General features: G+C 43.5%; 26 protein-coding genes, 1 pseudogene and 1 riboswitch. Of the genes and pseudogenes, 15 read left to right on the top strand and 12 right to left on the bottom strand.

Annotated features, from left to right (window positions below):
• Positions 1-18 precede the first annotated feature (18 nt).
• The 10 genes from purE to OCV65_RS06145 all read left to right on the top strand — a co-directional run bounded on the left by purE (position 19) and on the right by OCV65_RS06145 (position 11,410).
• Positions 19-531: a 5-(carboxyamino)imidazole ribonucleotide mutase gene (purE, locus tag OCV65_RS06190; RefSeq protein ID WP_262581337.1), complete on the top strand. Its 513-nt coding sequence runs from the start codon at positions 19-21 to the stop codon at positions 529-531.
• A 16-nt stretch (positions 532-547) separates the two neighbouring features.
• The gene (gene purM / locus OCV65_RS06185) at positions 548-1,573 is read left to right on the top strand and encodes a phosphoribosylformylglycinamidine cyclo-ligase (protein ID WP_118383137.1); all 1,026 of its coding nucleotides are present in this window, start codon (positions 548-550) and stop codon (positions 1,571-1,573) included.
• Positions 1,567-2,196 (top strand): phosphoribosylglycinamide formyltransferase, encoded by a 630-nt coding sequence (gene purN / locus OCV65_RS06180; RefSeq protein WP_118453311.1) that lies wholly within the window; start codon positions 1,567-1,569, stop codon positions 2,194-2,196. The genes purM and purN overlap by 7 nt, the downstream gene beginning before the upstream one ends.
• Before the next feature lie 23 nt (positions 2,197-2,219).
• The gene (gene purD, locus OCV65_RS06175) at positions 2,220-3,491 is read left to right on the top strand and encodes a phosphoribosylamine--glycine ligase (RefSeq protein WP_118383135.1); all 1,272 of its coding nucleotides are present in this window, start codon (positions 2,220-2,222) and stop codon (positions 3,489-3,491) included.
• A 108-nt stretch (positions 3,492-3,599) separates the two neighbouring features.
• Complete coding sequence (locus OCV65_RS06170) at positions 3,600-4,916, top strand: MATE family efflux transporter (RefSeq protein ID WP_262581336.1); 1,317 nt, start codon at positions 3,600-3,602, stop codon at positions 4,914-4,916.
• Positions 4,917-4,974: 58 nt separating this feature from the next.
• The gene (locus OCV65_RS06165; protein WP_262581335.1) at positions 4,975-5,349 is read left to right on the top strand and encodes a GntR family transcriptional regulator; all 375 of its coding nucleotides are present in this window, start codon (positions 4,975-4,977) and stop codon (positions 5,347-5,349) included.
• A gap of 6 nt (positions 5,350-5,355) precedes the next feature.
• Complete coding sequence (locus tag OCV65_RS06160; protein WP_262581334.1) at positions 5,356-7,788, top strand: ATP-dependent Clp protease ATP-binding subunit; 2,433 nt, start codon at positions 5,356-5,358, stop codon at positions 7,786-7,788.
• A gap of 133 nt (positions 7,789-7,921) precedes the next feature.
• Positions 7,922-8,335, top strand: a complete 414-nt coding sequence (locus OCV65_RS06155) for an endosialidase (protein WP_262581333.1) — start codon at positions 7,922-7,924, stop codon at positions 8,333-8,335.
• Between the two features lie 106 nt (positions 8,336-8,441).
• The gene (radA, locus tag OCV65_RS06150; protein ID WP_118453308.1) at positions 8,442-9,800 is read left to right on the top strand and encodes a DNA repair protein RadA; all 1,359 of its coding nucleotides are present in this window, start codon (positions 8,442-8,444) and stop codon (positions 9,798-9,800) included.
• A gap of 251 nt (positions 9,801-10,051) precedes the next feature.
• A complete protein-coding gene (locus OCV65_RS06145; protein ID WP_118383131.1) occupies positions 10,052-11,410 on the top strand; it encodes a sn-glycerol-1-phosphate dehydrogenase in 1,359 nt (452 codons plus the stop codon).
• 237 nt (positions 11,411-11,647) lie between these two features.
• On the opposite strand, the gene OCV65_RS06140 is transcribed toward OCV65_RS06145, so the two are convergent.
• From OCV65_RS06140 to OCV65_RS06130, 3 genes are read right to left on the bottom strand one after another with little or no spacing between them, the layout of a single operon-like run.
• The gene (locus tag OCV65_RS06140; RefSeq protein ID WP_262581332.1) at positions 11,648-12,322 is read right to left on the bottom strand and encodes a beta/alpha barrel domain-containing protein; all 675 of its coding nucleotides are present in this window, start codon (positions 12,320-12,322) and stop codon (positions 11,648-11,650) included.
• Between the two features lie 21 nt (positions 12,323-12,343).
• A complete protein-coding gene (locus tag OCV65_RS06135; RefSeq protein WP_262581331.1) occupies positions 12,344-12,901 on the bottom strand; it encodes a hypothetical protein in 558 nt (185 codons plus the stop codon).
• 15 nt (positions 12,902-12,916) lie between these two features.
• Positions 12,917-14,053 (bottom strand): BglG family transcription antiterminator, encoded by a 1,137-nt coding sequence (locus tag OCV65_RS06130; protein WP_262581330.1) that lies wholly within the window; start codon positions 14,051-14,053, stop codon positions 12,917-12,919.
• Between the two features lie 72 nt (positions 14,054-14,125).
• On the opposite strand from OCV65_RS06130, the gene OCV65_RS06125 reads away from it, so the two are divergent.
• Positions 14,126-14,467: a transposase gene (locus OCV65_RS06125; RefSeq protein WP_226815992.1), complete on the top strand. Its 342-nt coding sequence runs from the start codon at positions 14,126-14,128 to the stop codon at positions 14,465-14,467.
• Positions 14,467-15,372, top strand: coding sequence for an IS3 family transposase (locus OCV65_RS06120; RefSeq protein ID WP_226815994.1), 906 nt, complete (start codon positions 14,467-14,469; stop codon positions 15,370-15,372). Before OCV65_RS06125 ends, OCV65_RS06120 begins: the two co-directional genes overlap by 1 nt.
• 105 nt (positions 15,373-15,477) lie before the next feature.
• Here OCV65_RS06120 and tnpB read toward each other — a convergent pair whose 3' ends face one another.
• Both tnpB and tnpA read right to left on the bottom strand, forming a co-directional pair.
• Positions 15,478-15,840, bottom strand: a complete 363-nt coding sequence (tnpB, locus tag OCV65_RS06115) for an IS66 family insertion sequence element accessory protein TnpB (protein ID WP_262581329.1) — start codon at positions 15,838-15,840, stop codon at positions 15,478-15,480.
• Positions 15,833-16,210 carry an IS66 family insertion sequence element accessory protein TnpA gene (gene tnpA / locus OCV65_RS06110; RefSeq protein WP_173790570.1) on the bottom strand — a complete coding sequence of 126 codons (378 nt, stop codon included), beginning with the start codon at positions 16,208-16,210 and terminating at the stop codon, positions 15,833-15,835. The genes tnpB and tnpA overlap by 8 nt, the downstream gene beginning before the upstream one ends.
• 424 nt (positions 16,211-16,634) lie before the next feature.
• On the opposite strand from tnpA, the pseudogene OCV65_RS13430 reads away from it, so the two are divergent.
• Positions 16,635-16,796 (top strand): annotated as a pseudogene (locus OCV65_RS13430) (site-specific integrase); the annotation flags it as partial.
• A gap of 75 nt (positions 16,797-16,871) precedes the next feature.
• On the opposite strand, the gene guaA reads toward OCV65_RS13430, so the two are convergent.
• Entirely contained in the window at positions 16,872-18,416 is a 1,545-nt protein-coding gene (gene guaA / locus OCV65_RS06100; RefSeq protein WP_262581328.1) for a glutamine-hydrolyzing GMP synthase, read from the bottom strand.
• Positions 18,417-18,618: 202 nt separating this feature from the next.
• Positions 18,619-18,788: riboswitch (M-box (ykoK) riboswitch) on the top strand.
• 152 nt (positions 18,789-18,940) lie between these two features.
• On the opposite strand from guaA, the gene mgtE reads away from it, so the two are divergent.
• Entirely contained in the window at positions 18,941-20,275 is a 1,335-nt protein-coding gene (gene mgtE, locus OCV65_RS06095) for a magnesium transporter (RefSeq protein WP_262581351.1), read from the top strand.
• Here the strand turns inward: mgtE and spoIIID are convergent.
• From spoIIID to OCV65_RS06070, 5 genes are all read right to left on the bottom strand, one after another.
• Positions 20,262-20,543, bottom strand: coding sequence for a sporulation transcriptional regulator SpoIIID (spoIIID, locus tag OCV65_RS06090; RefSeq protein ID WP_118382991.1), 282 nt, complete (start codon positions 20,541-20,543; stop codon positions 20,262-20,264). The genes mgtE and spoIIID overlap by 14 nt on opposite strands.
• A 77-nt stretch (positions 20,544-20,620) precedes the next feature.
• The gene (locus OCV65_RS06085; RefSeq protein WP_262581327.1) at positions 20,621-21,817 is read right to left on the bottom strand and encodes a sensor histidine kinase; all 1,197 of its coding nucleotides are present in this window, start codon (positions 21,815-21,817) and stop codon (positions 20,621-20,623) included.
• A 15-nt stretch (positions 21,818-21,832) separates the two neighbouring features.
• A complete protein-coding gene (locus OCV65_RS06080) occupies positions 21,833-22,528 on the bottom strand; it encodes a response regulator transcription factor (RefSeq protein WP_262581326.1) in 696 nt (231 codons plus the stop codon).
• Between the two features lie 12 nt (positions 22,529-22,540).
• Positions 22,541-23,296 carry a DUF975 family protein gene (locus OCV65_RS06075; RefSeq protein WP_262581325.1) on the bottom strand — a complete coding sequence of 252 codons (756 nt, stop codon included), beginning with the start codon at positions 23,294-23,296 and terminating at the stop codon, positions 22,541-22,543.
• Between the two features lie 229 nt (positions 23,297-23,525).
• Positions 23,526-24,053 carry a hypothetical protein gene (locus OCV65_RS06070; RefSeq protein WP_262581324.1) on the bottom strand — a complete coding sequence of 176 codons (528 nt, stop codon included), beginning with the start codon at positions 24,051-24,053 and terminating at the stop codon, positions 23,526-23,528.
• A gap of 128 nt (positions 24,054-24,181) precedes the next feature.
• Between OCV65_RS06070 and OCV65_RS06065 the strand changes: the two genes are divergently transcribed.
• Positions 24,182-24,550, top strand: coding sequence for a helix-turn-helix domain-containing protein (locus tag OCV65_RS06065; RefSeq protein ID WP_262581323.1), 369 nt, complete (start codon positions 24,182-24,184; stop codon positions 24,548-24,550).
• 165 nt (positions 24,551-24,715) lie between these two features.
• Here the strand turns inward: OCV65_RS06065 and OCV65_RS06060 are convergent, their stop codons facing one another.
• Positions 24,716-25,306: a DUF4317 domain-containing protein gene (locus OCV65_RS06060; protein ID WP_262581322.1), complete on the bottom strand. Its 591-nt coding sequence runs from the start codon at positions 25,304-25,306 to the stop codon at positions 24,716-24,718.
• Between the last annotated feature and the right edge of the window lie 8 nt (positions 25,307-25,314).

The following is a 25,314-nucleotide window of genomic DNA, read 5'->3' as shown; positions in this document are numbered from 1 at the left end:
AGAGAAAGGATGAAAAAGATGCCAAAAGTAGGAATCGTAATGGGCAGTGACTCGGACTTAAAAGTAATGAGCAAAGCCGCTGACATGCTGGATAAACTTGGAATCGAATATGATATGACGATCATATCCGCACATCGTGAGCCGGATGTATTTTTTAAATATGCGGGATCAGCAGAAGAGAAGGGCTATAAAGTAATTATTGCGGGCGCAGGAATGGCAGCACATCTGCCGGGAATGTGTGCAGCAATATTCCCACTTCCGGTAATCGGCGTACCGATGTCCGGCAAGAACCTGGACGGACAGGACGCACTCTATTCTATCGTGCAGATGCCGCCTGGAATCCCAGTTGCGACAGTAGCGATCGACGGAGGCATGAACGCAGCAATCCTGGCAGCCAGAATGCTGGCTGTATCTGATCCGGAGCTCCTTGACAGACTGAAAGCATATACGACAGAGATGAAAGAGACCGTACAGGGTAAGGATGCAAAGCTTCAGGAGATTGGACATAAAGCATACATGGAACAAAAATAGATAAAGGAGATTCGAAATGGATTATAAGAACGCGGGCGTAGATATAGAAGCAGGTTACAAATCAGTTGAGCTTATGAAAGAGCATGTAAAGAGAACCATGCGTGCAGAAGTACTGGGCGGTTTAGGTGGATTTTCCGGTGCGTTTTCACTGGCAAAGATCAAAGAGATGGAAGAGCCGGTACTGCTTTCCGGTACAGACGGATGTGGTACAAAGGTAAAGCTTGCATTTCTGATGGACAAGCATGACACGATCGGTATCGATGCAGTGGCAATGTGTGTCAATGACATCGCATGTGCCGGTGGAGAACCATTATTCTTCCTGGATTACATTGCATGTGGCAAGAACTATCCGGAGAAGATCGCAGCGATCGTAAGCGGTGTGGCAGAGGGCTGTGTACAGTCTGAGGCGGCGCTGATCGGCGGCGAGACAGCAGAGCATCCGGGACTGATGCCGGAGGAAGAATATGACCTGGCTGGATTTGCAGTTGGCGTATGTGAGAAGAAAGAACTGATCACAGGCGAGAATCTGAAGGACGGAGATGTGCTGATCGGAATGGCATCTACCGGTGTACATAGCAATGGATTCTCACTGGTCCGCAAGGTATTTGAGATGACAAAAGAGTCTCTGGATACTTATTATGATGAACTTGGTAAGACTCTTGGTGAGGCACTGATCGCGCCGACCAGAATCTATGTAAAAGCACTGAAGAGTGTAAAGAATGCCGGCGTTACGGTAAAGGCATGCAGCCATATTACCGGCGGTGGATTCTATGAGAATATTCCGCGTATGCTGAAGGACGGTGTACGTGCAGTTGTTGAGAAAGACAGCTATCCGATCCCTCCGATCTTTACCCTGATGGCAAAGAAAGGTGATATCACAGAGCAGATGATGTATAACACATTTAATATGGGAATCGGTATGGTAGTTGCAGTTGATCCGGCAGATGTGGACAAGACCATGGAAGCAATCAAGGCAGCCGGAGATCAGCCATATGTGATCGGACATATCGAGGCTGGAGAAAAAGGAGTTACATTATGCTAAGAGTACTGGTGATGGTATCTGGCGGCGGTACGAATCTGCAGGCAATCCTGGATTCCGTGCAGTCAGGAGAGATCACAGATACTGAAATCGTAGGTGTGATCAGTAATAACCCGGGTGCCTATGCACTGGAGCGTGGTGAAAAAGCAGGGGTGCCTGTAGAGTGTATTTCTCCGAAGAGTTATGCATCCAGGGCAGAATTTAATCAGGAATTTTTGAAAGCAATTGATAGTTACGAGCCGGATCTGATCGTACTTGCCGGGTTCCTGGTAGTGATTCCGCCGGAGATGATCCAGAAGTACAGAAACCGGATCATCAATATCCATCCGTCACTGATTCCGTCGTTCTGCGGAACCGGCTTCTATGGGCTGAAGGTGCATGAAGCAGCACTTGCCCGCGGAGTGAAGGTGGTTGGAGCTACGGTGCATTTTGTAGATGAAGGAACGGATACCGGTCCGATCATTTTGCAGAAGGCAGTGGAAGTGCAGAACGGAGATACACCGGAAGTGCTTCAGAGACGGGTAATGGAACAGGCAGAGTGGAAGATCCTTCCGAGAGCGATTGATCTGATCGCCCACGGCAAGGTCAGTGTGACAGACGGCAAAGCCATTGTGTCAGAGGATTAGATGACACAGAAGGAGTAGATAGAATGAAAGTACTGGTAGTCGGAAGCGGCGGAAGAGAACATGCAATCTGCTATTGCGTCGCTAAGAGTGAAAAGGCAGATAAGATATATTGTGCACCGGGTAATGCAGGCATTTCTGCGCTGGCAGAATGTGTGCCGATCGGCGCAATGGAATTTGATAAGCTGGTGGCATTTGCCAAAGAGCAGCAGATTGATCTGGTGATCGTAGGTATGGATGATCCGCTGGTAGGCGGTCTGGTAGATGAGCTGGAGGCAGCAGGCATCCGCACATTCGGACCACGCAAGAATGCAGCGATCCTGGAAGGCTCCAAAGCATTTTCCAAGGATCTGATGAAGAAATACAATATTCCTACTGCAGCGTATGAGAATTTTACCGATCCGGACAAAGCACTCGCATATCTGGAGACAGCGAAGTTCCCAATCGTATTAAAAGCAGATGGACTTGCACTGGGTAAAGGTGTATTGATCTGTCAGAATCTGGAAGAAGCCAAAGAAGGCGTGAAGACGATCATGCTGGATAAGAAATTCGGCACGGCCGGTAATGAGATGGTCATCGAAGAATTTATGACCGGACGTGAAGTATCTGTACTGTCATTTGTAGATGGCAATACGATCAAGACCATGACTTCTGCACAGGATCACAAGCGCGCAGGAGATGGGGATACAGGACTGAACACAGGTGGAATGGGAACATTTTCTCCGAGTCCGTTCTATACAAAAGAAGTAGAAGCATTTTGTGAGAAATATATTTATCAGGCAACTGTAGATGCGATGAAAGCAGAAGGCAGACCATTCAAGGGAGTTATCTTTTTTGGTCTGATGCTGACAGAGGATGGTCCGAAGGTGCTGGAATACAATGCAAGATTCGGAGACCCGGAGGCACAGGTTGTGCTTCCGAGAATGAAGAATGATATCATCGAAGTGATGGAAGCATGTATCGATGGAACACTGGATCAGGTAGATCTGCAGTTCGAGGACAATGCGGCTGTCTGTGTGGTACTGGCGAGCGAAGGCTATCCGGTATCTTACGAGAAAGGCATTCCGATCAGCGGACTGGAAGAATTTGACAGGCATGAGGGATATTACTGTTTCCATGCAGGAACCAAATTCGACGGAGACCAGCTTGTGACCAACGGTGGACGCGTGCTTGGCGTGACTGCTAAGGGAAAAGATCTGAAAGAAGCCAGAGCCAATGCCTATGCAGCAACCGAGTGGGTACAGTTTGCCAACAAATATATGCGTCACGATATCGGTAAGGCGATTGATGAAGCATAAAGCTATATTAGAGTTATAAATATTAATAAAAGTAACTGTATGGTTACGGATGATAAAGAGCAGCCTGTGGAGAGCCACAGGCTGTTTGAGTTAGGAGAGTACGTAAGAATGAAGACCAATGATCTGACACAGGGAAGTATCGGGAAAGGATTTGTGCTGTTTGCGATACCGCTATTTCTGGGAAGCCTGTTTCAACAATTGTATAACACGGTAGATATGCTTTTTGTGGGAAATGTGCTTGGCAAGAACGCGGCGGCAGCTGTAGGCGCGAGCAGTATTCTGGTGACCTGTCTGATCAATCTGTTTACCGGAGTGGCAGTAGGAGCCGGGATCGTGATCTCGCAGCTCTTTGGCGCGAAAAAAGAAAAAGATATGAAAGAATCCGTATGGATTGCAGTCCTGGCGGGAGCTGTGGGAGGACTAATCCTTACGGTGATCGGTGTGACCTGTTCCCAAGCAGTATTAGTCAGGCTTCACACGCCAGCTAATATCATTCCGGATGCGGTTCTCTATGTGAGGATTTATTTTCTGGCGGCAATCCCGATGGTGCTTTACAACATGTGTTCCGGTATCCTGCGGGCACAGGGAGATTCCAGGACTCCATTTCATGCACTGGCAGCAGGAGGCGTGCTGAATGTGATTACGGACGCTGTGTTCCTGATATTGCTGGACTGGGGAGTTGCCGGAGTCGCAGTGGCTACGTTATTTTCCCAGAGCATGACAGCAGTATTTCTGTTGATCCATATGCTTCATCATCGCATATTGACTCGTCAGCGTCTGCGGTGGGATCTGCTGGGCAAAATTATCTGTGTGGGAGTTCCGGTAGGGATCCAGTCGATGATCCTCACGCTTTCTAATGTAGTGGTACAATATCATATCAACGGATTTGGGAAAAATGTGATCGCTGCATTTGCAGTATATTTCAAGGCAGAGAATCTGCTGTGCCTGCCAATCATTGCATTCGGTCAGGCGATGGTCACATTTACCGGACAGAATTATGGCGCTGGTAAATATGAGCGCATCCGAAGAGGTATTTTAGTGTGCAATGGAATCGCGGCAGCAGTGCTGGTGGTGTTATCCTGGTCAGCATTAGCAGCAGGTAAATGGATCCTCAGTGCATTCTGTCCGGATCAGCAGGTTGTAGCAGAAGGAATGAGGATCATCAGCGTGACATTTCCGGTGTATTTTGTCTACAGTCTGTTTGAAGTGACCGGAGGTGTGGTGCGTGGAATCGGCAAGTCGGTGCCATCTATGGTCATTGTCATTGTGAACTTATGTGTAATCCGTATTCTCATGCTGGAGATCAGTGACCGGGTATTCCACAGTGTGCAGGCGGTGGCAGCTGTTTATCCGCTGACGTGGCTGATGGCAACATTGTCATTTGTAGGATATTATCTGTATGCCCGGAAACAGATGTTGCAATGAAATAATGCCTGTGCTACTATGGGTATAACAAAATTGTAACAAAGGAAGCGATGAGACGATGATTATTGAAATTGACTTCAATAGTGATGAAGCAATCTACATACAGCTCAGGAATCAGATCATTATGGGAATTGCCACGTCTGAGATACAGGAGGGTGAATCTCTTCCATCGGTGCGTCAGCTTGCAGAGACGGTGGGTATTAATATGCACACGGTCAACAAAGCCTATACGGTACTGAAGCAGGAGGGATATATCCAGCTTGACAGAAGGAAGGGAGCGGTGATCGCTCTTGATGTGAATAAGATCGAGGCGGTGGAGAAGATGAGAGCACAGCTTCGGATCCTGCTGGCGAGAGGACTCTGCAAGGATATCAGCAGAGTAGAAGTACACGAGATGGTGGATGAGATCTATGACGAGATGATAGGAGGGTAATACAGAATGAATTATACAACACAGGCACAGGAAGTGCTGAAGCTTGCGGCAGAGTCGGCGAAGCTGATGCAGCATCCTTATATCGGCACGGAGCATCTGCTGATCGGACTCAGCAAGATCTATTCCGGCGTGGCCGGTCAGGTGCTGGATATGAATGGAGTCAAAGAGGAAGACATGCTGAAGATCATGAATGAACTGGTGACTCCACCGGAAGATATGGAGATATCCGGTAAGCCGATGGAGAGTCCGAGACTGCAGTTTATCTTAGAAGAGGCAGCAGGCGAAGCGCAGCATCTGAAAGCAAAAGAAGTGGGAACCGAGCATTTGCTCCTTGCTGTATTAAATGATGCTGACTGCGTGGCATCCCGGATCCTGCAGACGTTAAATGTGAATATGCAGAAGCTGTATCAGGATATTATGCTGGCAGTGGGTGCTGATATGAATGAATATATGTCAGACCTTCAGGGAGAGGGAAGAAAAAAAGGCGTGCTGGAGCAGTTTGGTACAGATCTTACGGAACAGGCAGCAGAAGGAAAGTTAGATCCTGTGATTGGGAGAGAACAGGAGATTGGCAGACTGATGCAGATCCTCAGCAGAAGAACCAAGAACAATCCGTGTCTCGTAGGGGAGCCGGGTGTCGGCAAGACCGCAGTGATCGAAGGTCTGGCTCAGCGCATTTCCGGCGGACTGGTGCCGGAAGGCATGAAAGAGAAGAAGATATTTACCATGGATCTTGCCAGTATGCTTGCCGGTTCCAAGTACCGTGGTGAATTTGAAGAACGTATGAAGAAGCTGATCCAGGAAGTAAAGGCAGCAGGCAATGTGATCCTGTTTCTGGATGAAGTGCATACCATTATCGGTGCCGGAGGCGCAGAGGGAGCCATGGATGCGTCCAATATCCTGAAGCCGTCGCTGGCAAGAGGCGAGATCCAACTGATCGGTGCGACGACCATTGGTGAGTATCGCAAATATATCGAAAAAGATGCAGCACTGGAACGGAGATTCCATCCGGTTACGGTGGAGGAACCAACCAAGGAGCAGTGCCTGGAGATTCTGGAAGGTTTGAAGAGTCGTTATGAGAATCATCATCATGTGACGGTAGAGCAGGAAGCATTGGAAAGTGCGGTCGCATTATCTGTGAGATATGTGAATGACCGTTTCCTGCCGGATAAGGCAATCGACGTGTTGGATGAGGCATGCTCAAAGGTAAGCCTCCGTGGCTTCAAAGTGCCGGACAGTATCGAAGAACTGGAACAGGTGATTGATAATCTGAAGGTTCAGAAAGAAGAAGCAATCCGGGAAGGCAATATGACAGAGGCATCGACTCTCCACAAAGAACAGATTGCAGCAGAAAAGAAATTAGATCAGGCGCGTAACCGTTTTCAGAAAAAGAATAAAGACCGTCAGGTTACAGTTACCGAAGAAGATATTGCTGCTGTTGTATCAGAGTGGACGAAGATTCCGGTGCAGAAGCTTGCAGAATCTGAGAGTGAACGCCTGCGTAAGCTGGAAAAGACATTGCACAAACGTGTGATCGGTCAGGAAGAAGCCGTTACCGCAGTTGCAAAGGCAGTAAGACGAGGCAGGGTCGGATTAAAAGATCCAAACAGACCGATCGGATCTTTCCTGTTCCTTGGTCCTACCGGAGTTGGTAAGACAGAGCTGTCAAAGGCACTGGCGGAGGCATTATTTGGTGATGAAAATGCCATGATCCGGGTAGATATGTCTGAATATATGGAGAAGCACAGCGTGTCGAAAATGATCGGTTCGCCTCCGGGATATGTGGGACACGATGATGGCGGACAGTTATCTGAACAGGTGAGAAGACATCCGTATTCGGTAGTCCTGTTTGATGAGATTGAGAAGGCGCATCCGGATGTATTTAACATTCTGTTACAGGTACTGGATGATGGTCATATTACCGATTCCCAGGGAAGAAAAGTAGATTTCCGTAATACGGTTATCATCATGACATCCAATGCCGGGGCACAGGCAATCATCGATCCGAAGCGTCTTGGATTCGTGACCAAAGAAGACAAAGGTGCGGACTACAAGCGTATGAAGTCTAACGTGATGAATGAGATCAAGCTGGTATTCCGTCCGGAATTCCTGAACCGAATCGATGAGATCATCGTATTCCATTCACTGGGAACAGACGAGATGAAGAAGATTACCGGACTCATGTGCAAAGAAATCGTAAAGCGCGCCAAAGAGCAGCTGAATATCACGTTGACCATCCGTGATTCCGTGAAGAAGCACATCGTAGAGACCGGAACCGACCAGAAATACGGTGCCCGTCCGCTCCGCCGTGCGATCCAGAATCAGTTAGAAGACGCACTCGCAGATGCAATCCTGTCCGGAGAGATCAAATCCGGCGATCATGTAGAAGCAGGACTTCATAAAAAAGAAATAAAATTCTTCGTAAAAGTTGAAGCGTAACGGGGAACGATGTGGTACAATGAGCGTATAGTGACGAACGCACTTTGGAAAGCGTTTGGAGCGACAGACAGAAAGAGCGCGGATAATAATGCTGAACGCGCTAGATGAACAGAAATTCCAGGAGGATAAAACTATGGCAGTAGTAAAAGAACTGTTGAGAGCAGAAAATGACGGAACACTTAGCTTTGGAGATTACACATTGGGATCCAAGACCAAACTGGATGGATTCGAATTTCAGGGCGATATATATAAAGTAAAGACCTTTAACGAGATCACGAAGCTTGAAAAGAACGGCATGTTCGTATACGAATCCGTGCCGGGAACAGCGGTAGAGAACTTCAAAGCATCTGCAGATGAAGTAGTATTCAATGTATCTGCTGATAAAGATATTCAGGTAACACTGGAGCTTGAAGCTGATACAGAGTATGTGATCTACATGGACAATGTCAATATTGGAACCATGAAGACGAACCTGAGTGGTAAGATCAGCGTGAGTGCTGAGATGGATCCGGGTAGAACCGTAGAAATCAAGGTTAAAAAGAAATAAGTAAAATATGTAAGAGATTGCGAGGGGCAGCAGATTGCGGCCCCTCGTTGCATCATAGTTGGGGACTTGTGAGCTCAACAGCATAATGTTAATGGGAGGTAACCGGGTGGCGAAAGCAAAAAAGAGTATATATTTCTGCCAGAACTGCGGACATGAGGAAAGCAAATGGCTTGGGCAGTGTCCGATGTGTAGGGAATGGAATACATTTGTAGAGGAAAAGGTGACGGTATCAAAGGGTACGGCTGCAAAGAATACAGTGCGTGAAGCAGAGGTTGTGACATTATCCAGCGTGTCTACTGATCAGGAAGACCGGATGCAGACGGAGATTGAGGAATTAGACCGTGTATTGGGCGGCGGAGTCGTACCGGGATCACTGGTGTTGGTCGGTGGAGATCCGGGAATCGGGAAGTCAACCTTGCTGTTGCAGGTGTGTAAACGGTTATCAGATCAGGGACGAAAGGTGCTTTACATTTCCGGTGAGGAGTCATTAAAGCAGATTAAACTGAGAGCGAATCGGATGGGGACATTCAGTGACCATCTGCTGTTGTTGTGTGAGACGAATCTGGAAACAATTCGCCAGGTGATCGAGAGAGAGCATCCGGCGGTGGCAGTGATTGACTCGATTCAGACCATGTACAGTGAGGAAGTGACAGCGGCACCGGGAAGTGTGTCGCAGGTGCGAGAGGCGACTAATACGCTGATGCAGATTGCAAAGGGATTAAATATTACCATATTTATTGTAGGTCATGTGACTAAGGAAGGCACCGTGGCAGGGCCGAGAGTGCTGGAGCATATGGTAGATACCGTGCTGTATTTTGAAGGAGACCGTCATGCGTCATATCGTATTCTGAGAGGCGTGAAGAACCGTTTTGGATCCACCAATGAGATTGGAGTATTTGAAATGAGGGAGACCGGACTGGAGGAAGTGCCGAATCCATCGGAATATATGTTGAACGGCCGCCCGGAGGATGCATCCGGATCAGTCGTGGCATGCTCAATGGAAGGAACACGTCCGATCCTGATGGAGATTCAGGCACTGGTGTGTCGGAGTAATTTTGGTATGCCAAGGCGTACAGCAGCAGGTACAGATTATAACAGAGTGAACCTGTTGATGGCAGTGCTGGAAAAGCGAGTGGGACTTCCGCTTTCGAATTACGATGCATATATTAATATTGCGGGTGGTATCCGCATGAATGAGCCTGCGATCGATCTGGGAATTGTCATGGCGATCGTGTCCAGCTACAAGAACCAGTCGATCTCGCCGGGAACAATCGTATTCGGCGAAGTGGGACTGAGCGGCGAAGTGCGTGCGGTGAGTATGCCGGAACAGCGTGTGGCAGAAGCAAGAAAGCTTGGATTTAAAACATGTATTATGCCGCAGGTGTCCAAAGATATGCTGAAAAAGATCGAAGGAATTGAAGTCATTGGTGTAAAATCGGTAAATCAGGCAATGAATCTGATCTAAATCAGGAAGTGGAAAATAAATCAGTGTGGTAATGTAGGAAATAGCTTACAAATAATGATTGCGTAATTGGAATATCAATTACGCAATTTTTTTGCGCAAGTCGTTAAAAAAATATTTTGCATTGCGAATTTTATTCGGAGTGTCTGAAGCTTTATGTTTGATAGACTAAGTTAAGGATAGCGTGGACTTGTAATTTTGGTTTGCGTTTTTAGAGAGAACAGATTTTATTAAATTGAAGGAAGGTTAGTGTGATGAGTAAGACATTAAAGCTTGCAGATTATCTTGGAAAACCATTTGATTGTTCATGTGGAAGAACACATTCTACTACACTGGAAGGTGTAACAGTTAGCGCAGGAGCTATGAAGGCACTGCCAGAATATGTAGAGAAATACGGATTTAAGAATTTATACATCGCATGTGATGAGATTACATACGGTATTGCGGGAGAGAAAGTAATGAACATCCTGAAAGATGCCGGAATCAAAGCAAAAGCACATGTATTCAAGGGAAAGAGATTTATCCCGGACGAGAAAGCACTAGGAGAACTTATGATTGATGCAGACAGAGATTGTGATCTGGTTGTAGCAGTAGGAACAGGTTCTATCAACGATATGTGCCGTTTCTTCAGCTTCCAGATGGGAGTTCCTTATGCAATCGTTGCAACAGCAGCACCGATGGATGGATTTGCTTCTTCAGGAGCAGCTCTGATCATCAACAGCATGAAGACAACAATCCCGGCTCAGACACCGCTGTTTATTATCGGAGATACAGATATTCTTTGTGGAGCACCTGCAAGAATGGTATCTGCAGGACTTGGAGATCTGCTTGGCAAATTCACATGTCTGAATGACTGGAGAATCTCTAAGGTAGTTAATGATGAGTACTACTGTGATGAAATTGTAAATCTGGTAACAGATTGTATTGAAAATGTATTAGCTGATGCTGATAACGTAGCATCAAGAGATCCGAAGGTAATCGGAGACATTATGGAAGGACTTGTACTTACTGGTGTAGCAATGAGCTTTATCGGTAACTCTCGTCCGGCAGCAGGATGCGAGCATCATATGTGTCATTTCTGGGAGACACTGGAACTTCAGGAAGGCAAGATCCCGGTACTTCATGGTACAAAGGTGGCTGTAGGTACAGTTATGATCCTGAAGATGACAGAGTTCCTGCGTGAGAACAGACCAGACTTCGATGCAGCCCGTGAGAAAGCAAAAGCTTACGATCAGGCAGCATGGGAAGCTAAGATCAATGAAGTATACGGTGCATCTGCAAGCTCTATCATTGCACTGGAGCATGAATCTCAGAAGAATGAGGTGAATGGCAGACTGAAACGTATCGATGCAATCGAAGCTCACTGGGATGAGATCGTTAAACTGATGGATGACAACATGCCAACAGCAGCTCGTATGATCGAGATCCTGAAGAGTCTGGATGCTCCATACCTTCCATCACAGATTGGATTCGATGATGACCGTCTGTACAATGCAATGCTTTACGCAAAAGAGACTCGCGCACGTTACACAATGCTGTCTATGATGGCTGACCTTGGTGTAACAGAGGATCTTGCTAAGAAGGTAGTAGCATTCGTAAATGAGGAAGCCTAATTTACTTATTTATAGTATCCTAATATGCGACCGTTTAGAGACAAGCAGATTTACAGGAAAAGGCAAATTGTGCTTGCACAAATGAGACTTTTTCCTGTAAAATCTATTTGGCGGATACGCTACACCTTCAAAGTGCTGTATAGCAATTTGAAGGTTGCTCTGAAGGGAAGCAAAAAAAGACATTGTTTTGTGGATGGACAATCATCCTTGAAACACTGTCTTTTTCTTTATCATAATTTATGCATTTTCAATATTTCTTATAAGCTGGTAATAAGCTTCGTCCAATGTCAGTCCCTGTTTCATCAGACCAAATAATCCGCTGCCGACAATGTAGGATTCTACACCGGCCTGCTTTAATTCCGTGAAATGTTTTTCATTACACTGTCCATCGGCTTCTACGATGTAATGATAGCCTTTTTCTTTTCTTAATTCCTTCAGCTTACAAACGGTATCAAGAGCTTCCGGGACGAAGATACCTCCGGAAAATCCCGGATCGACCATCATGACGGTGATCTTGTCCAGATGTGAAATGTAAGGATAGATCATTTCAATCGGAGCGCCCGGTACCAGGACTACGCCAAGCTTGCGCCCGTGTTTGTGCAGGTAGTGCGCTGTACGGAATGCTTCATTCATGAGCATTTCCGAATGGAAGGACAGATAAGTGCTTCCGGCTTCGATCATATCATCCAGATAATAAAATGGATCGGTTAACATTACATGAATATCGAGAGCAGCGTCTGTAATCTTGCGCATGGCTGCGATAAATGGCAGCGTGATGGAAAAATTCTTGAGATACACGCCATCGATAAAGTCTACATGATACATCGATACGTGTTTGTTAAGTGTTTTAATCTGCTCGCCAAGGTTCATAAGATCCATGCACATGACGGAGGGGCTGATAATGTAATCCATAATGAATCTCCTTATTAATGTCTAGTCGTTAAAGTCGTCGGAGTTAAAATCCATAGAAGCTTTTTTCTGTAACTCAATCTCTTTTTTGTCAGAGAATTCTTTGGCTTTTTTCTTACGCTGCTGATTTAGACGTTGTTGTTTGAAAAAGCTGGCATTTAAGATATTTCCGCGGGCGTCTAACTTTAATGAAGTAAGATCGTCTCCGTTAATTCTTGCAACGTGCGGAGAGAGGTTGGCACCTACGTCAGGATCTACGCTCATGGCGAAGGCTTCCTTTCTGGTACGGAAAGTTACTTTGTACTGCATGATCATGCTGGTCTCTTCGCAATTCTCCAGATCACGGATATTCATGCAGATGTCGCGTTTGATACCCGGAATTCCGCATGCAGCGATGACTCGTTGATCGGTAATTACAACGATTCCCGGGAATTTATCACGGCGTGTATAAATATTGGCAATGGCTGCTGCTTCAGGTTTTTCACCTGGAAGCAGCAAAGTCTCAGCGTAATTAACAGAGGCTTTATTAATCAAGCCAGCCTTTTTTTTCTGTGTTTGGGCTAATGCCTCTTTTACTGTCATGTAATGACCTCCTGTTTATTTTTGAAAACTTCCGGCTATTGCTTCTTTCAGAAGCGCAATAAAATGTTCATAGCTCGGATCCGGAAGCAGACGTTCCACGAAGTGCTTGTCTGAAAATACTTTGGCCAGATAGTTCCACAACTGAAAAGCCTTGGAACTGTTCTTGCCGACACAGACCAACAAAACCAGATTGACCATATTTTTCTGATCATCCCATACAACTGCCTGCGGCAATTCCGTAACAGCTACAAAAGAGTCAGAAGATACAGCAGTCAATGGATGCGGTACGGCAATACCATTGCCCCAGTAGGTACTACGCATATTTTCACGCTGGAAGACTGCATCTTTGAATTCAGCTCCGTCCAGTTCGAAGTATTCACTGGATTTCTGACACATGTTTTCAACGATTTTTTCACGTTTTTTGCCATCACCGATACTGTACAGATCTTTGTAGAATATTGAGGTAATATCTTCAATGCTCTGGAAACCATCAATTGCAAGCTTCAGGTTTAGATAATCCTGCTGTCCTGGGAATGGATCTACATAGAAAGCAAGCCCGGAATCGTAATAATGATTGTGTTCGGTTGTAAGGAAAATATCGTAATCTTCAATGTCTTTGTCTTCAATCTGTTCCGGCGTTTTAAATGTGAGTTCGGAGGTGGTCTCTGCGAACCAATTTAAAAGCGTCTGTTTCAATAGAATATTCTCACTCTGACGCATAGATGAAATGACAAGTACTTTTTTGGTTCCGACGGCTTGATGCTGACTTGCAAGAGCTGTGTACAGGTGAATTGCAAGGAAAGCAATTTCGTCGTCAGTTACTTTCTTATGGAAGACTTCCTGTAAATGTGAAGCGAAATAAATACCCAGATCAAATCCCTGCGGGAATGTCTGCTTGATATAATCTACCAGATGATTCTTTAACTGCATGTTGTATTTGATACGCACAATTAATGACGCAGTGTGTAATGACAATGCAATACGCAGATTCAGGTTATCAGTAAGATCGATATTATACTGGTCGCGGATTTCTTCTAACGCATCTAAGATTAGTTTATCAACGTCGGATGAAATGACATCAGCAGAACTGAAACTTCCCTGACCTTTCATATATAAAGCTAAGTAATTGATCTCCGTTTGATGTTGTATCATAAAAGTTGACACCCTATTCTCAAGGATTTTGATATATAATTATAATCAATACGAGAACAGGAGAAATAACCTATGGCACAGAATCAAAAATCTTATGACAATGAGTTTAAAGCACAGGCTGTAAAGCTTGCACAGGAAATTGGCGCACATAAAGCCGCCAACGAATTAGGAATTCCAAAGGGTACCATGTACACCTGGATTAAGGCCTTCAAAGAAGGTCGGCTCAGCGCAAATGAGGCAGTTCATACCCCTAAGAATGCTTTATCACTTAACGATGAGCTTATTGAACTCAGAAAACGTGTTAAAGAGCAGGATAAGGAAATACGCCGCTTAAAAGAAGAAAACGAATTTCTTGAGGAAGCAAGTGCTTTTTTCGCAGCCAGCCGTCGGAAGTCAGCAAAAAACAGAGATTAATGTTTATTGCAATCAAAACGGATGACGGCAGGATTAAGGGCAAAATTTCTTTTTATTGCAAAGTACTTCATGTTTCCAGGCAGGCATTTAACAAATTCCTAAAAACGAAGGATGCTCCTTGGAAATATCAGGCACTGGCAGATGCAATGATTGATATTTGCAACCAAGATGAATGCAATGACACGTATGGAAGAATGCGTATGTATCAGGCATTACAGCTTAAACAGCCGGAGGGAGTACATATTCCCAGTGAAAGAACTGTTTATCGTGTCATGGAAGAAATTGGTCTTAATCATAAACCTAAGCGTAAGCCTAACGGTATTACCAAGGCTGATAAAGAAGCACGTAAATCCGACGATTTAATTAAGCGTGATTTCACAGCTAATAAGCCTCTTGAAAAGTGCATTACCGATATGACTGAAATAAAGGCTTCCGATGGAAAACTGTATGTTTCAGCTATCTTTGACTGCTATGATTTGGCAGTATTAGGGCTTGCCATGGATACAAATATGAAAGCAACCCTTTGTGAACAAACTTTAGATAATGCTTGCAAAGCTTACCCTATGCTCCGTGGAGCTATTCTTCACAGCGATAGGGGTACCCAGTATACCAGCGAACTATATCGTAAAGCAATCAACAAATATGGCATTCTCCAAAGCATGAACAGTGCCGGTGGCCGATGCCATGACAATGCCAGATGTGAAAGCATGTGGGCACGCTTCAAAGATGAATTACTTTATGGGCGTTATGACACCACCGCAATGACTGTAGCACAGTTAAAAACTCTCATCTGGAGATACTTCATCAGCTATTGGAATAACCGGAGGATCTGCTCTGCTAACGGTGGACTGCCTCCGATGGTTAAACGACAGCAATACTATGCTTCACTGCAGGGGGCTGCATAAGGTCGAACATTCTTGAGAATAAAGTGTAAACCAATATTGACAATATCATAAATATCCTTTTCATGTATATAAAAAGAAAATATTTTTTCTACGAATTGCACAATACTACATGGTTTTAGGTGGATTCTTCAATTCTTTGATTGGGTGTTTTGCAACAATAGACAATCCCTGCATCAACATTTGAAACTGCTCTGGTGTAATCTCCATGGCTTCTTCCTTTGTACGCGGCCAGCTAAAACCGCCGATGTTCAATCTTTTATAAAGAAGCAAGAATCCATCACCTTCCCAAACGAGCCCTTTAATTCGATCGGTGCGTTTTCCACAGAACAAGAACAAAACATGCTTTTGAAAAGGATCCAAATCAAACTGAAACTTAATGGTAGATGCCAAACCGTCAATTCCACGCCGCAAGTCAGTATACCCTGTGGCAATAAAAATTTTTTCAAATCCGACAGCATCGTTAAGCATGGAGAAGACCTCCAACCTTATTTAGAAGTTCTTCCGTAGCTGTATTAGATATTTCAATTGAAACAGATCCTTTTCGTATAACAACATCCGGTTTAAAAGGACTGTCAGCTGAACTTACTTGATCAGTCATTTTGATTTCAATGAAATCTGTAGTTGTTGGAGCTGAATTCTCTTTAACAGCAGGCGTTAAGGTATTCTCTAATGTGGTAAGGTATGCTTCTTCACGAAGAATTCGTTGCCAGTAAAAAAAAGATTTGTCCGAAATACCGTGCTCTCGACACCAGGTTGTTTTAGGCATTCCACTAGCAAGACATTCTTTGATGATATTTGTCCATTGTTCACACCGGACTTTATGAGTTATTTTATCCATGAGATTATCCTCCCTCTAAAAAACCTTAGATTTTTTAAAGTAATTATCTCATGAAAACTAGCAAAAATCGTGGTACCTACTATTCACCGTTTACGATTTTTCTTTTATAAAAACTTGCTCTTATATTTATGCAGCACAAAAAGACAGATTGCTATCTGCCTAAATTAACGATATACTTTTATCGATGTTATGCAACTCGATACAGAAAACTTACTGCTGACTTAGGCTTGACTTTGCGAGGGTCGGAACGCCCGGGTCTTACAGGTAAAAGATTCTTCTGTATCAGCGTCTCAACGTCAGGTGGAGAAATGTCATTTCGCAGGAAATAACGACATATATGAATTGCTATTGTGTAATTCATTTGATAAACATGTTTTGATGTTGTATCATAAAAATCTTAGATTTTTGTCTTGACAACTGAGCCACTATACTCGGCACTTATGGTCATCTGTATCCAAATACGAATCTTGAAGTTGCTAAAAAACTGACTGGAATATTACAAGTACAATCTGCTACTGAAAGCATTGCTAATTATACCAGCAATCAACATACAGCAATCTATCACAGAACAGTTGAAGAAAAATAATGCAATGAAAATGCAATCCTATAAAGGAAAAGCTGTAAAACCCTTGTAAACAAAGGCTTTACAGCTTAGCTCCAACTATTCAAACTCAATCGTACCCGGCGGCTTACTTGTAAGATCATAGAATACTCTGTTGACTCCTCTGACCTCATTAATAATTCTGCTCATTACCGTCTGCAGTACTTCAAATGGAAGCTCAGCTGCCTCTGCAGTCATAAAATCGATAGTATTAACTGCCCGCAATGCTACTGCATAATCATAGGTTCTTTCGTCACCCATAACACCAACGCTTCGCATATTGGTCAGTGCTGCAAAGTACTGTCCGATTCCACGGTCAAGTCCTGCTTTCGCGATCTCTTCACGATAAATTGCATCTGCATCCTGTACGATGCGTACCTTTTCTGCATTGACTTCTCCAATGATACGGATACCAAGTCCCGGTCCCGGGAATGGCTGACGAAATACGAGATACTCCGGAATACCCATTTCCAGACCCGCTTTTCTTACCTCGTCTTTAAACAGGTCACGCAGTGGCTCGATGATCTCTTTAAAATCTACATAATCCGGGAGTCCGCCTACGTTATGATGAGACTTGATCACTGCTGATTCACCACCCAGACCGCTTTCTACTACGTCCGGGTAAATGGTTCCCTGTACCAGAAAGTCTACTGCACCGATCTTCTTAGCTTCTTCTTCAAACACACGGATAAATTCTTCTCCGATGATCTTACGCTTTCTCTCCGGTTCTTCCACCCCGGCAAGCTTACTATAAAAACGTTCCTGCGCATTCACGCGAATAAAATTCAGGTCATACGGTCCATCTGGTCCAAATACTGCTTCTACTTCATCTCCTTCATTTTTACGAAGAAGTCCATGATCTACAAATACACAGGTCAGCTGATTACCGATTGCCTTTGACAACATAACAGCTGCTACAGATGAATCTACACCACCTGATAATGCACAGAGCACTTTACCGTCTCCGACCTTTTCACGGATAGCCTTAATAGAATTCTCTACAAACGCATCCATCTTCCAGTCGCCGGCACATCCACAGACGTTTCTTACAAAATTATACAGCATCTTGGTTCCTTCTGGTGTGTGCAATACTTCCGGGTGGAACTGAATTGCATACAGTCCTTTCTCCTGACACTCTGCCGCTGCTGTCGGGCAGTCTGCTGTGTGTGCTGTAATCCGGAATCCCGGAGCAATCTTTGAAATATAATCAAAATGGCTCATCCAGCATACCGTCTTCTCTGACACATCACCGAATAATGGAGATGTCTTATCTACAAATACTTCTGTCTTACCATATTCACGGACATCTGCACGCTCTACTTTACCACCTAATATATGCATCATTAACTGTGCACCATAGCAAAGTCCGAGTACCGGAATACCCATTTCAAATAATTCCTTTGCATATGTCGGAGAATCCGCTTCATAACAGCTGTTCGGACCTCCGGTCAGGATGATTCCCTTCGGGTTCATGGCCTTGATCTTCTCAATGTCAGTCTTATAAGAATAAATCTCACAATATACATTGCACTCACGGACACGTCTTGCAACCAACTGATTATACTGTCCACCGAAATCAAGTACAATTACTAATTCTCTATCCACCTGTGTTCCTCCTCAATCTTGTCCTAAAAGCCAGATACTATGCCAGGCTTCCGTACTTCTTTCCATTATAAAATAGCACTCCGATATTTACAAGCATCGAAGTATGATTTCTTTTACCAAAATTTAACCCAATTTCTTCATATAACTAGTAACTATTGGTTGACATCCCCTAACTCGGGCGGTAGAATGAATTTGCAGAATTGAATATTCTCGGTAGGTGAGGTTACCGCAGGGATATGGTTATTCCTAAGATTGCTGCCGCAAAAACGTGGAGACACGATTCGCTGGTCAACAGGCTATGTCGTATTTAAGGCATAACCTAATGCAATTATTAAGCCCTGCGATACTAAAGCTTGAACGATGATGATTATTTGGAGACAGAACAACCTTGTCATTGCTCAGGCTTTGATGAGGTTTTTTATATTTTTACGAGAAAAAGGTGGTGAGAGTAATGGATTCGGACGCGGATAATTTGATATACAACTTTCGATTATTATTAGTGAAAGGATGGGATTCCGATGAATATGACAATAACAATCTTCAAAGATCTGCTTTTGAAGAAAGACTACAAGACAATCCAGAATATATTAAATGTAATGAACGCAGTAGACATTGCTCTCCTGCTTTCGGAATTAGAAGATAAGGAACTGGCCATTGCATTCCGGCTGATTCCAAAAGACGAAGCTTCTGACGTATTTTCCAATATGAGCAGCACCATGCAGGCTTATCTGGTTGAAATTTTTACCGAAAAGGAATTAAAAGAGCTTCTTGATAACCTTTATATGGATGATACCGTAGATATGCTGGGAGAACTTCCGGCCAATCTAGTTACCCGTATTTTGGACACGGTAGACAACAGCAAACGTAATGATATTAACCTGTTGCTGAACTACCCTGATGACAGTGCCGGCAGTATCATGACTACCGAATATGTAGCACTGAAAAAAGACATGACCGTGCGCGATGCCATGCGCCACATCAAGGACGTCGGCATCCACAAAGAGACCATTTATACCTGTTACGTACTGGAACGCAGAAAACTGATCGGTATCGTAACTGCTAAGGATCTGATGACTATGGACGACGACACCAAGATCGGTGACATCATGGAAACCGAACTCATTTCCGTACACACACATACTGACCAGGAAGAAGCTGCAAGGCTCTTCTCTAAATATGACTTCCTTGCTCTCCCGGTACTGGATGCGGACGGATTAATGGTTGGCATCATCACCGTCGATGATGCTATTGATGTCGTAGTAGACGAGGCCACAGAAGATATGACTGTGATGGCCGCTGTAACACCAAGTGAAAAAAGCTACTTTGATACATCCGTTTTTGCTCACGCTAAAAATCGTTTCGTATGGTTGCTGGTGCTGATGTTTTCCGCAACAATTACCGGAACGATCATTACCCGTTACGAAAATGCATTTGCGGCAGTGCCACTTCTGGTATCATTTATCCCAATGCTGATGGATACCGGCGGTAACTGTGGTTCCCAGAGTTCGACTCTGATCATCCGCGGACTTGCCCTGGACGAGATCAAATTCAAAGACATTTTCCGGGTGATTTTCAAAGAATTCCGCATCGCATTGCTAGTCGGAATCGGTCTGGCAATTGCCAACGGTATCCGTATTTTTATTATGTACAAAGATTTAAAAATGGCAATCGTTATCGCACTGTCGCTGTCATTGATTGTCATCATTGCTAAGATCATCGGCTGTACGCTTCCATTGTTTGCAAAGAAGCTACACATGGATCCTGCCATCATGGCATCGCCGCTGATCACAACTGTAGTAGATACCTGTTCGATCATGATCTACTTCTCAATCGCAACCAGAGTGTTTACACTGTCTTAAATGTTGTCTCTGACAGTTCGTGCTGATGAAGATATTTTTCACGCGTCGCCATACCGCCGCGGATGTGCCGCTCGGATTTGTTCACATCCAGAACCTTGCGCACCTCCGCTGCCAGCGATGGATTAACTGTAAGAAGTCTCTCTGTTACATCCTTGTGTATAGTGCTCTTACTGACTCCAAACTGCCTGGCCGTCTGGCGAACCGTAGCCTTATGTTCGATGATATAATAGGCGATCTCAATTGCACGTTCTTCAATATATTCTTTCATACAAAACCCCTGCATAGTTCGTTTTTTACAATCTATGCAGGGGCGTTTTGATGTATGTCTATGTTAAAATTCTTCCCTTACTCATATTCATATGGTTTCTCTTCCACTTGTTTTATCTTAATACAGAATGCTTTCGTATATCCTTCTTCTGTCGGCTGCTCCAATGTCAGATTGCCTCCGTGCATTTCAATGACTTTTTTTGAAACACTCAATCCGAGTCCACTTCCGCCCCGACTGTTTCGCGACTCATCTCCCATAACAAACGGATCAAACAAATGCCCTGCCAGCGCCGGATCGATCCTCTCGCCGGAATCCATGACTTTGATCACCAGATAACTAAGCTTCTTTTTCATGCTGATTTTTATGCTGGTTCCCGATTCATTATGCTTGATAGCATTCGTAAGCAAATTTGTAAATGCACGGCTGAACTGCATTTTATCTATTTCTGCATAGTCCGCTTCTTCCGGAATATCTATATCAGGAATCATCCCGGCCTCTTCCATATCGGTATACGCACCTGCCACAAGCTGAAGGACAAGTTCTGTGATATTGATCCGTTCCTTTTTCAGATCAAATCCTTCGCTGTCAAGCTTCACGTAATTAAAAAGCAATGTGATCAGTTCACTCATTTCCAACGATTTCTTCCGAATTGATTCCAGGTATTGCTTCTGCTTTTCCGGGTCTTCGACCATGCCGTCATTCAATGCCTGCACATATCCGGCAACCGTCGTGATCGGCGTTTTCAGATCATGGGTAATATCAGACAGTAACAGATTCCTCTTTCTGGTAAATGCTTCCCGCTGCCTTCTGTCATATTCCCGCACTTCTTCCATTTTCCTTACTACAATACCGCTGTAATATAAAATACCTACCATATACGGAAGCAAATAAAGGCAGATAAAAACAAACAACACTACAAATATCAACATCTGTTCCGTCCCGGACATTTCGGTGAGAAGATTGCTGTTTTTCCACAAGCCTGCTGAAATATAGGAAAATATTCCAGCCAGCCCTTTTGGAAGTAGTATATTAATTCCAGTCAGCAATAAATAACCGGCCATTCGCAGCAATAAAATGATATTTTCCCCTGCTGACTGATTTGTAAAAATCGACTCTGTCCCAAATAATGTATTAAAAACAGGAAACATGATTCTGGTTACAATCAGATTAATAATTGCTTCACAGGCAAAGATAAATACCATTACTGCCAACAGACGAATAATCAGGAAACGTTTCAGATGTTCTATTGTCTGCGACGTATCTGTTTGTGCCATTCCCTTTTCCTCCATCTATTTCTCCAATCGGTATCCCAGCCCTCTGACCGTCTTGATATATTTACTTCCATCATTCGATAACTTTGCTCTGAGTTTGCTGATGCACACCATAACATTATTATCATCGTCCATATATTCTTCGTTCCATCCAGCCTGAAAGATCTGCCCTTTTGTAAATACTTTTCCGGGATGTTCCATGAACATATACATAATCCGGTATTCCACAGAAGACAGTTCAATTTCTTCATTTCCCCGATACAACACGCAGCTTTCTGTATCCAGCGTCAGATCCCTCACCTTCAGATTGGCAGTCTCTGACTCCATCTTCCCATCATGCCCGCCCAGCGAATAGAAGCGTCGGATATTCGACTGAATTCTTGCTACTGCTTCAAGTGGATTAAATGGCTTCGTCAGATAATCGTCCGCGCCCAAATTGAGCCCAAGAATTTTATCCGAATCTGCGTCTTTTGCAGAAAATACAAGCACTGGAATATTACTCGTTTCCCGAAGCTTTTTCAGCACATGAAGTCCATTCATGCGTGGCATCATCACATCCAGTACTGCAAGATCCACATGTTCTTTCTCCAGAACCGCCAATGCCTCGAGACCATCTGCGGCCTCGAGGACATCATATCCACTATTTTCCAAGTATAATCTTAGCAAATCTCTGATTTCTGCTTCATCATCAGCAATTAGAATCACGTATTTCATAAGAGTCCTTCCCTACTGTTCTCCCACTACATTCTCTGTTCTTGCTATCATCTGTTCTTTCAGTGTCTGATAAAGACCGGCATCCGTAAGTCTTTTATATGGCTCGATATAGAATACGTGAAGAATACCCATTGTGCATGCTCCAAGAAGATCCCACAGGATAAATGACAGATCCAGGACAAATGTATTCCATTTATTTCCATCCATCATCTGCTTACTCATTGCAAATGCCTGTTCCCGATTCATATCTGGATTTTCACCCAGAATATATGGAATCATGCGATATTCATAAGACTTAACAATACCAGGAATGATAAACAAAAGTGACCAGAGGACGGTATACAGATCACGAAAGAACATGATCTTCACACCATTCTTGTAACCTCTGTCAAACGTAAAGCACACTTCTTTAATCTCTGCATTTTCCTCCAGATCTCTGTGGAAGAAACGGGCACGTCCAATCTCCAGCGGATTGATCAGCAATACATTTAAAACAATTGCTATCGCAATCGCGATACATGCCACAGCCAACGCAAACAGAATTATCATAATCGTACCTGCCGGAGAGATATAAGGTATTCTATTCACAATCGAATCCCCAATCACATCTGTCGAACTCGATTGTACACCAGATGATACTCCGGATGCTGCTGAACCTCCGCCTCCAATCAACACTGCGAGTAACCCAACAAGCACTGCCTTCCAGTAATTTGCTTTTAATCTGATCTTTGCTTTTTCTTTCAGTCCTTTACGACTCCATGTTCCCATTATAACTCCTCCTGTCTCCTTTTATATTTCAAAAAGTAGTTCTTTGTTTTCTATGCCTAGAGTATAGCAAACGAATCTTAAAGTACAATGGGCGGAACCTTAATATAACCTTAAACACATCTATGTCAGAAAATACAGTTTATCTTTCTATATACTTTTTGTTGACATTTCTCGAATTCTACCTTAGAATGTCTATATAAGAAACGAAGTTTACTACCGTGTAACAATTCTATTGTTCAGGCGGGCTGCTCGTTTCTTTTTTTGTTCTTACTAAATCATATAAGTATAATTTTCCGTCCGAATCACATCGCACTAATATTCTTGCTGTATAAACATTATATTTTGTTATTTCTCCTTCCGAATCATATGTTGGAATCCCAAACCTCGTATCATATCTATACCACCCATATTTTGCTTTTTGTTTATGTTTTTGTTCATAATCTTCATCTGTCGACTTATTTGTTGCAATACTGATTAACTCTTCAATTGCTGTCACCATATTAGCTTTCGCTTTTGCATTAGCACCTTTTAACTTCATCTTATCATTTGCGTGACAAAACTCATCTGGAAAATCCGAACCCACATATACTTTTTCTGACGTCTCTAATATTTCATAATGATTACCAATATACTCTTTTAGATAACTTTCAACCATTTTCCAATCTATCGTTCTTCTGGTCTTAAATTTTATATCGTTAATTAAAACAAGTTGCTTTCCATCTTTGTCACTAATTATTTTGACCATATCCTCTTGCACATCTCTACCTCTCATTTCGTAGTATACCGTTGGTATATTTTATATTAATATATTCCAATGGTATATTCAAGTAAAATATGCTATACTTTGATCAGTTCCAATATTACAAACAAAAGGGAGCACTAATTATGAATACAATTACTTTAAATTGTGAACGACTTATCCAATGTAGAAAAAAAATGGGCATTACAAAACAAGAAGCTGCCAAACGAATGAACATGTCTCAACCTGCTTATTTAAGATATGAATCTGGTACCAGAACTCCTTCTATTCATGTTATTAACTCTATGGCAAATGTTTTGAACACATCAGCAGATTATCTTATAGGCACAACAGACGATCCACATCCAGACAGCTATTTAATTAACAAAGATACTGATCCTGAGTTATTTACCCTTATAGAAGATTACCGTTCTGATCCAAACGTAAAAAAAAGATTAGAAACGTATTATAAATCTATTTCCAGTATATATGCAAACAATCCTAAAGAGTTATAGTTTCCTTCCATATATCCTTTCGCTTATTATTTATTGCAATTATCTAACTGTGAATCATATTATATATAATAGACAGTCTTGGAAAGGGTGCCAACCAACTCTTATGAGCCACTCCACCCTTTCCATTTTCATTCAACAAAAAATCATGATTTTTTACCACAACTCCTAAGACACACTCTTTATCTTCTTATACACATTCATATACTCGCAATTCCCACTTCTCTCTTTAAACGCCGGATACAGGAATCCCGCTGTTGGTTTTCCCGGCTCATACTCGCCTTCCAGCGGACTAAGTGTACACAGCAGATAAGTATAGACTTCTTCCGATCCTTCCAACCATTCCTTATCACTGCCCTTGACCGGCACATCGTACTGTCCGAAATATAAGAAGCATGCGTAAGAATAACCAGGCTGATATTTCTCGCCGATCACCTCGTATAAGATATCTAAAAATGCATCATTTTTTAATTCTGATTCCAGTATTCCATCGAGAAGCTGCCAGATACTTCCCGGTTTCCGTTCTGCTGCCGGAATCGGATATTCCTTCAGTTCCTCGTTTGTTTTAGCGAGGAGGAGTGTCTTGGCCAGATTCAGATTACGACTGCGCTCTGCTGCTGAAAGCTTCAGAAAATGTGTATTAAATGTTCCATCTACATAACCTTCTTCATCAAAATATGCACCTGCGATTCTTGCCACTGATGCCCTGGCCGGTGTCATTCTTCTGCTGAGCTCCAGCATATCTTCTCGATTAATCATTCCCTTCA

It is taken from the genome of Dorea ammoniilytica, from assembly GCF_025567415.1.
In the GTDB taxonomy this organism is placed as follows: domain Bacteria; phylum Bacillota; class Clostridia; order Lachnospirales; family Lachnospiraceae; genus Claveliimonas; species Claveliimonas ammoniilytica.
Note: the sequence above shows the minus strand (reverse complement) of the source record. Positions and strands in the feature narration are given on the sequence as shown.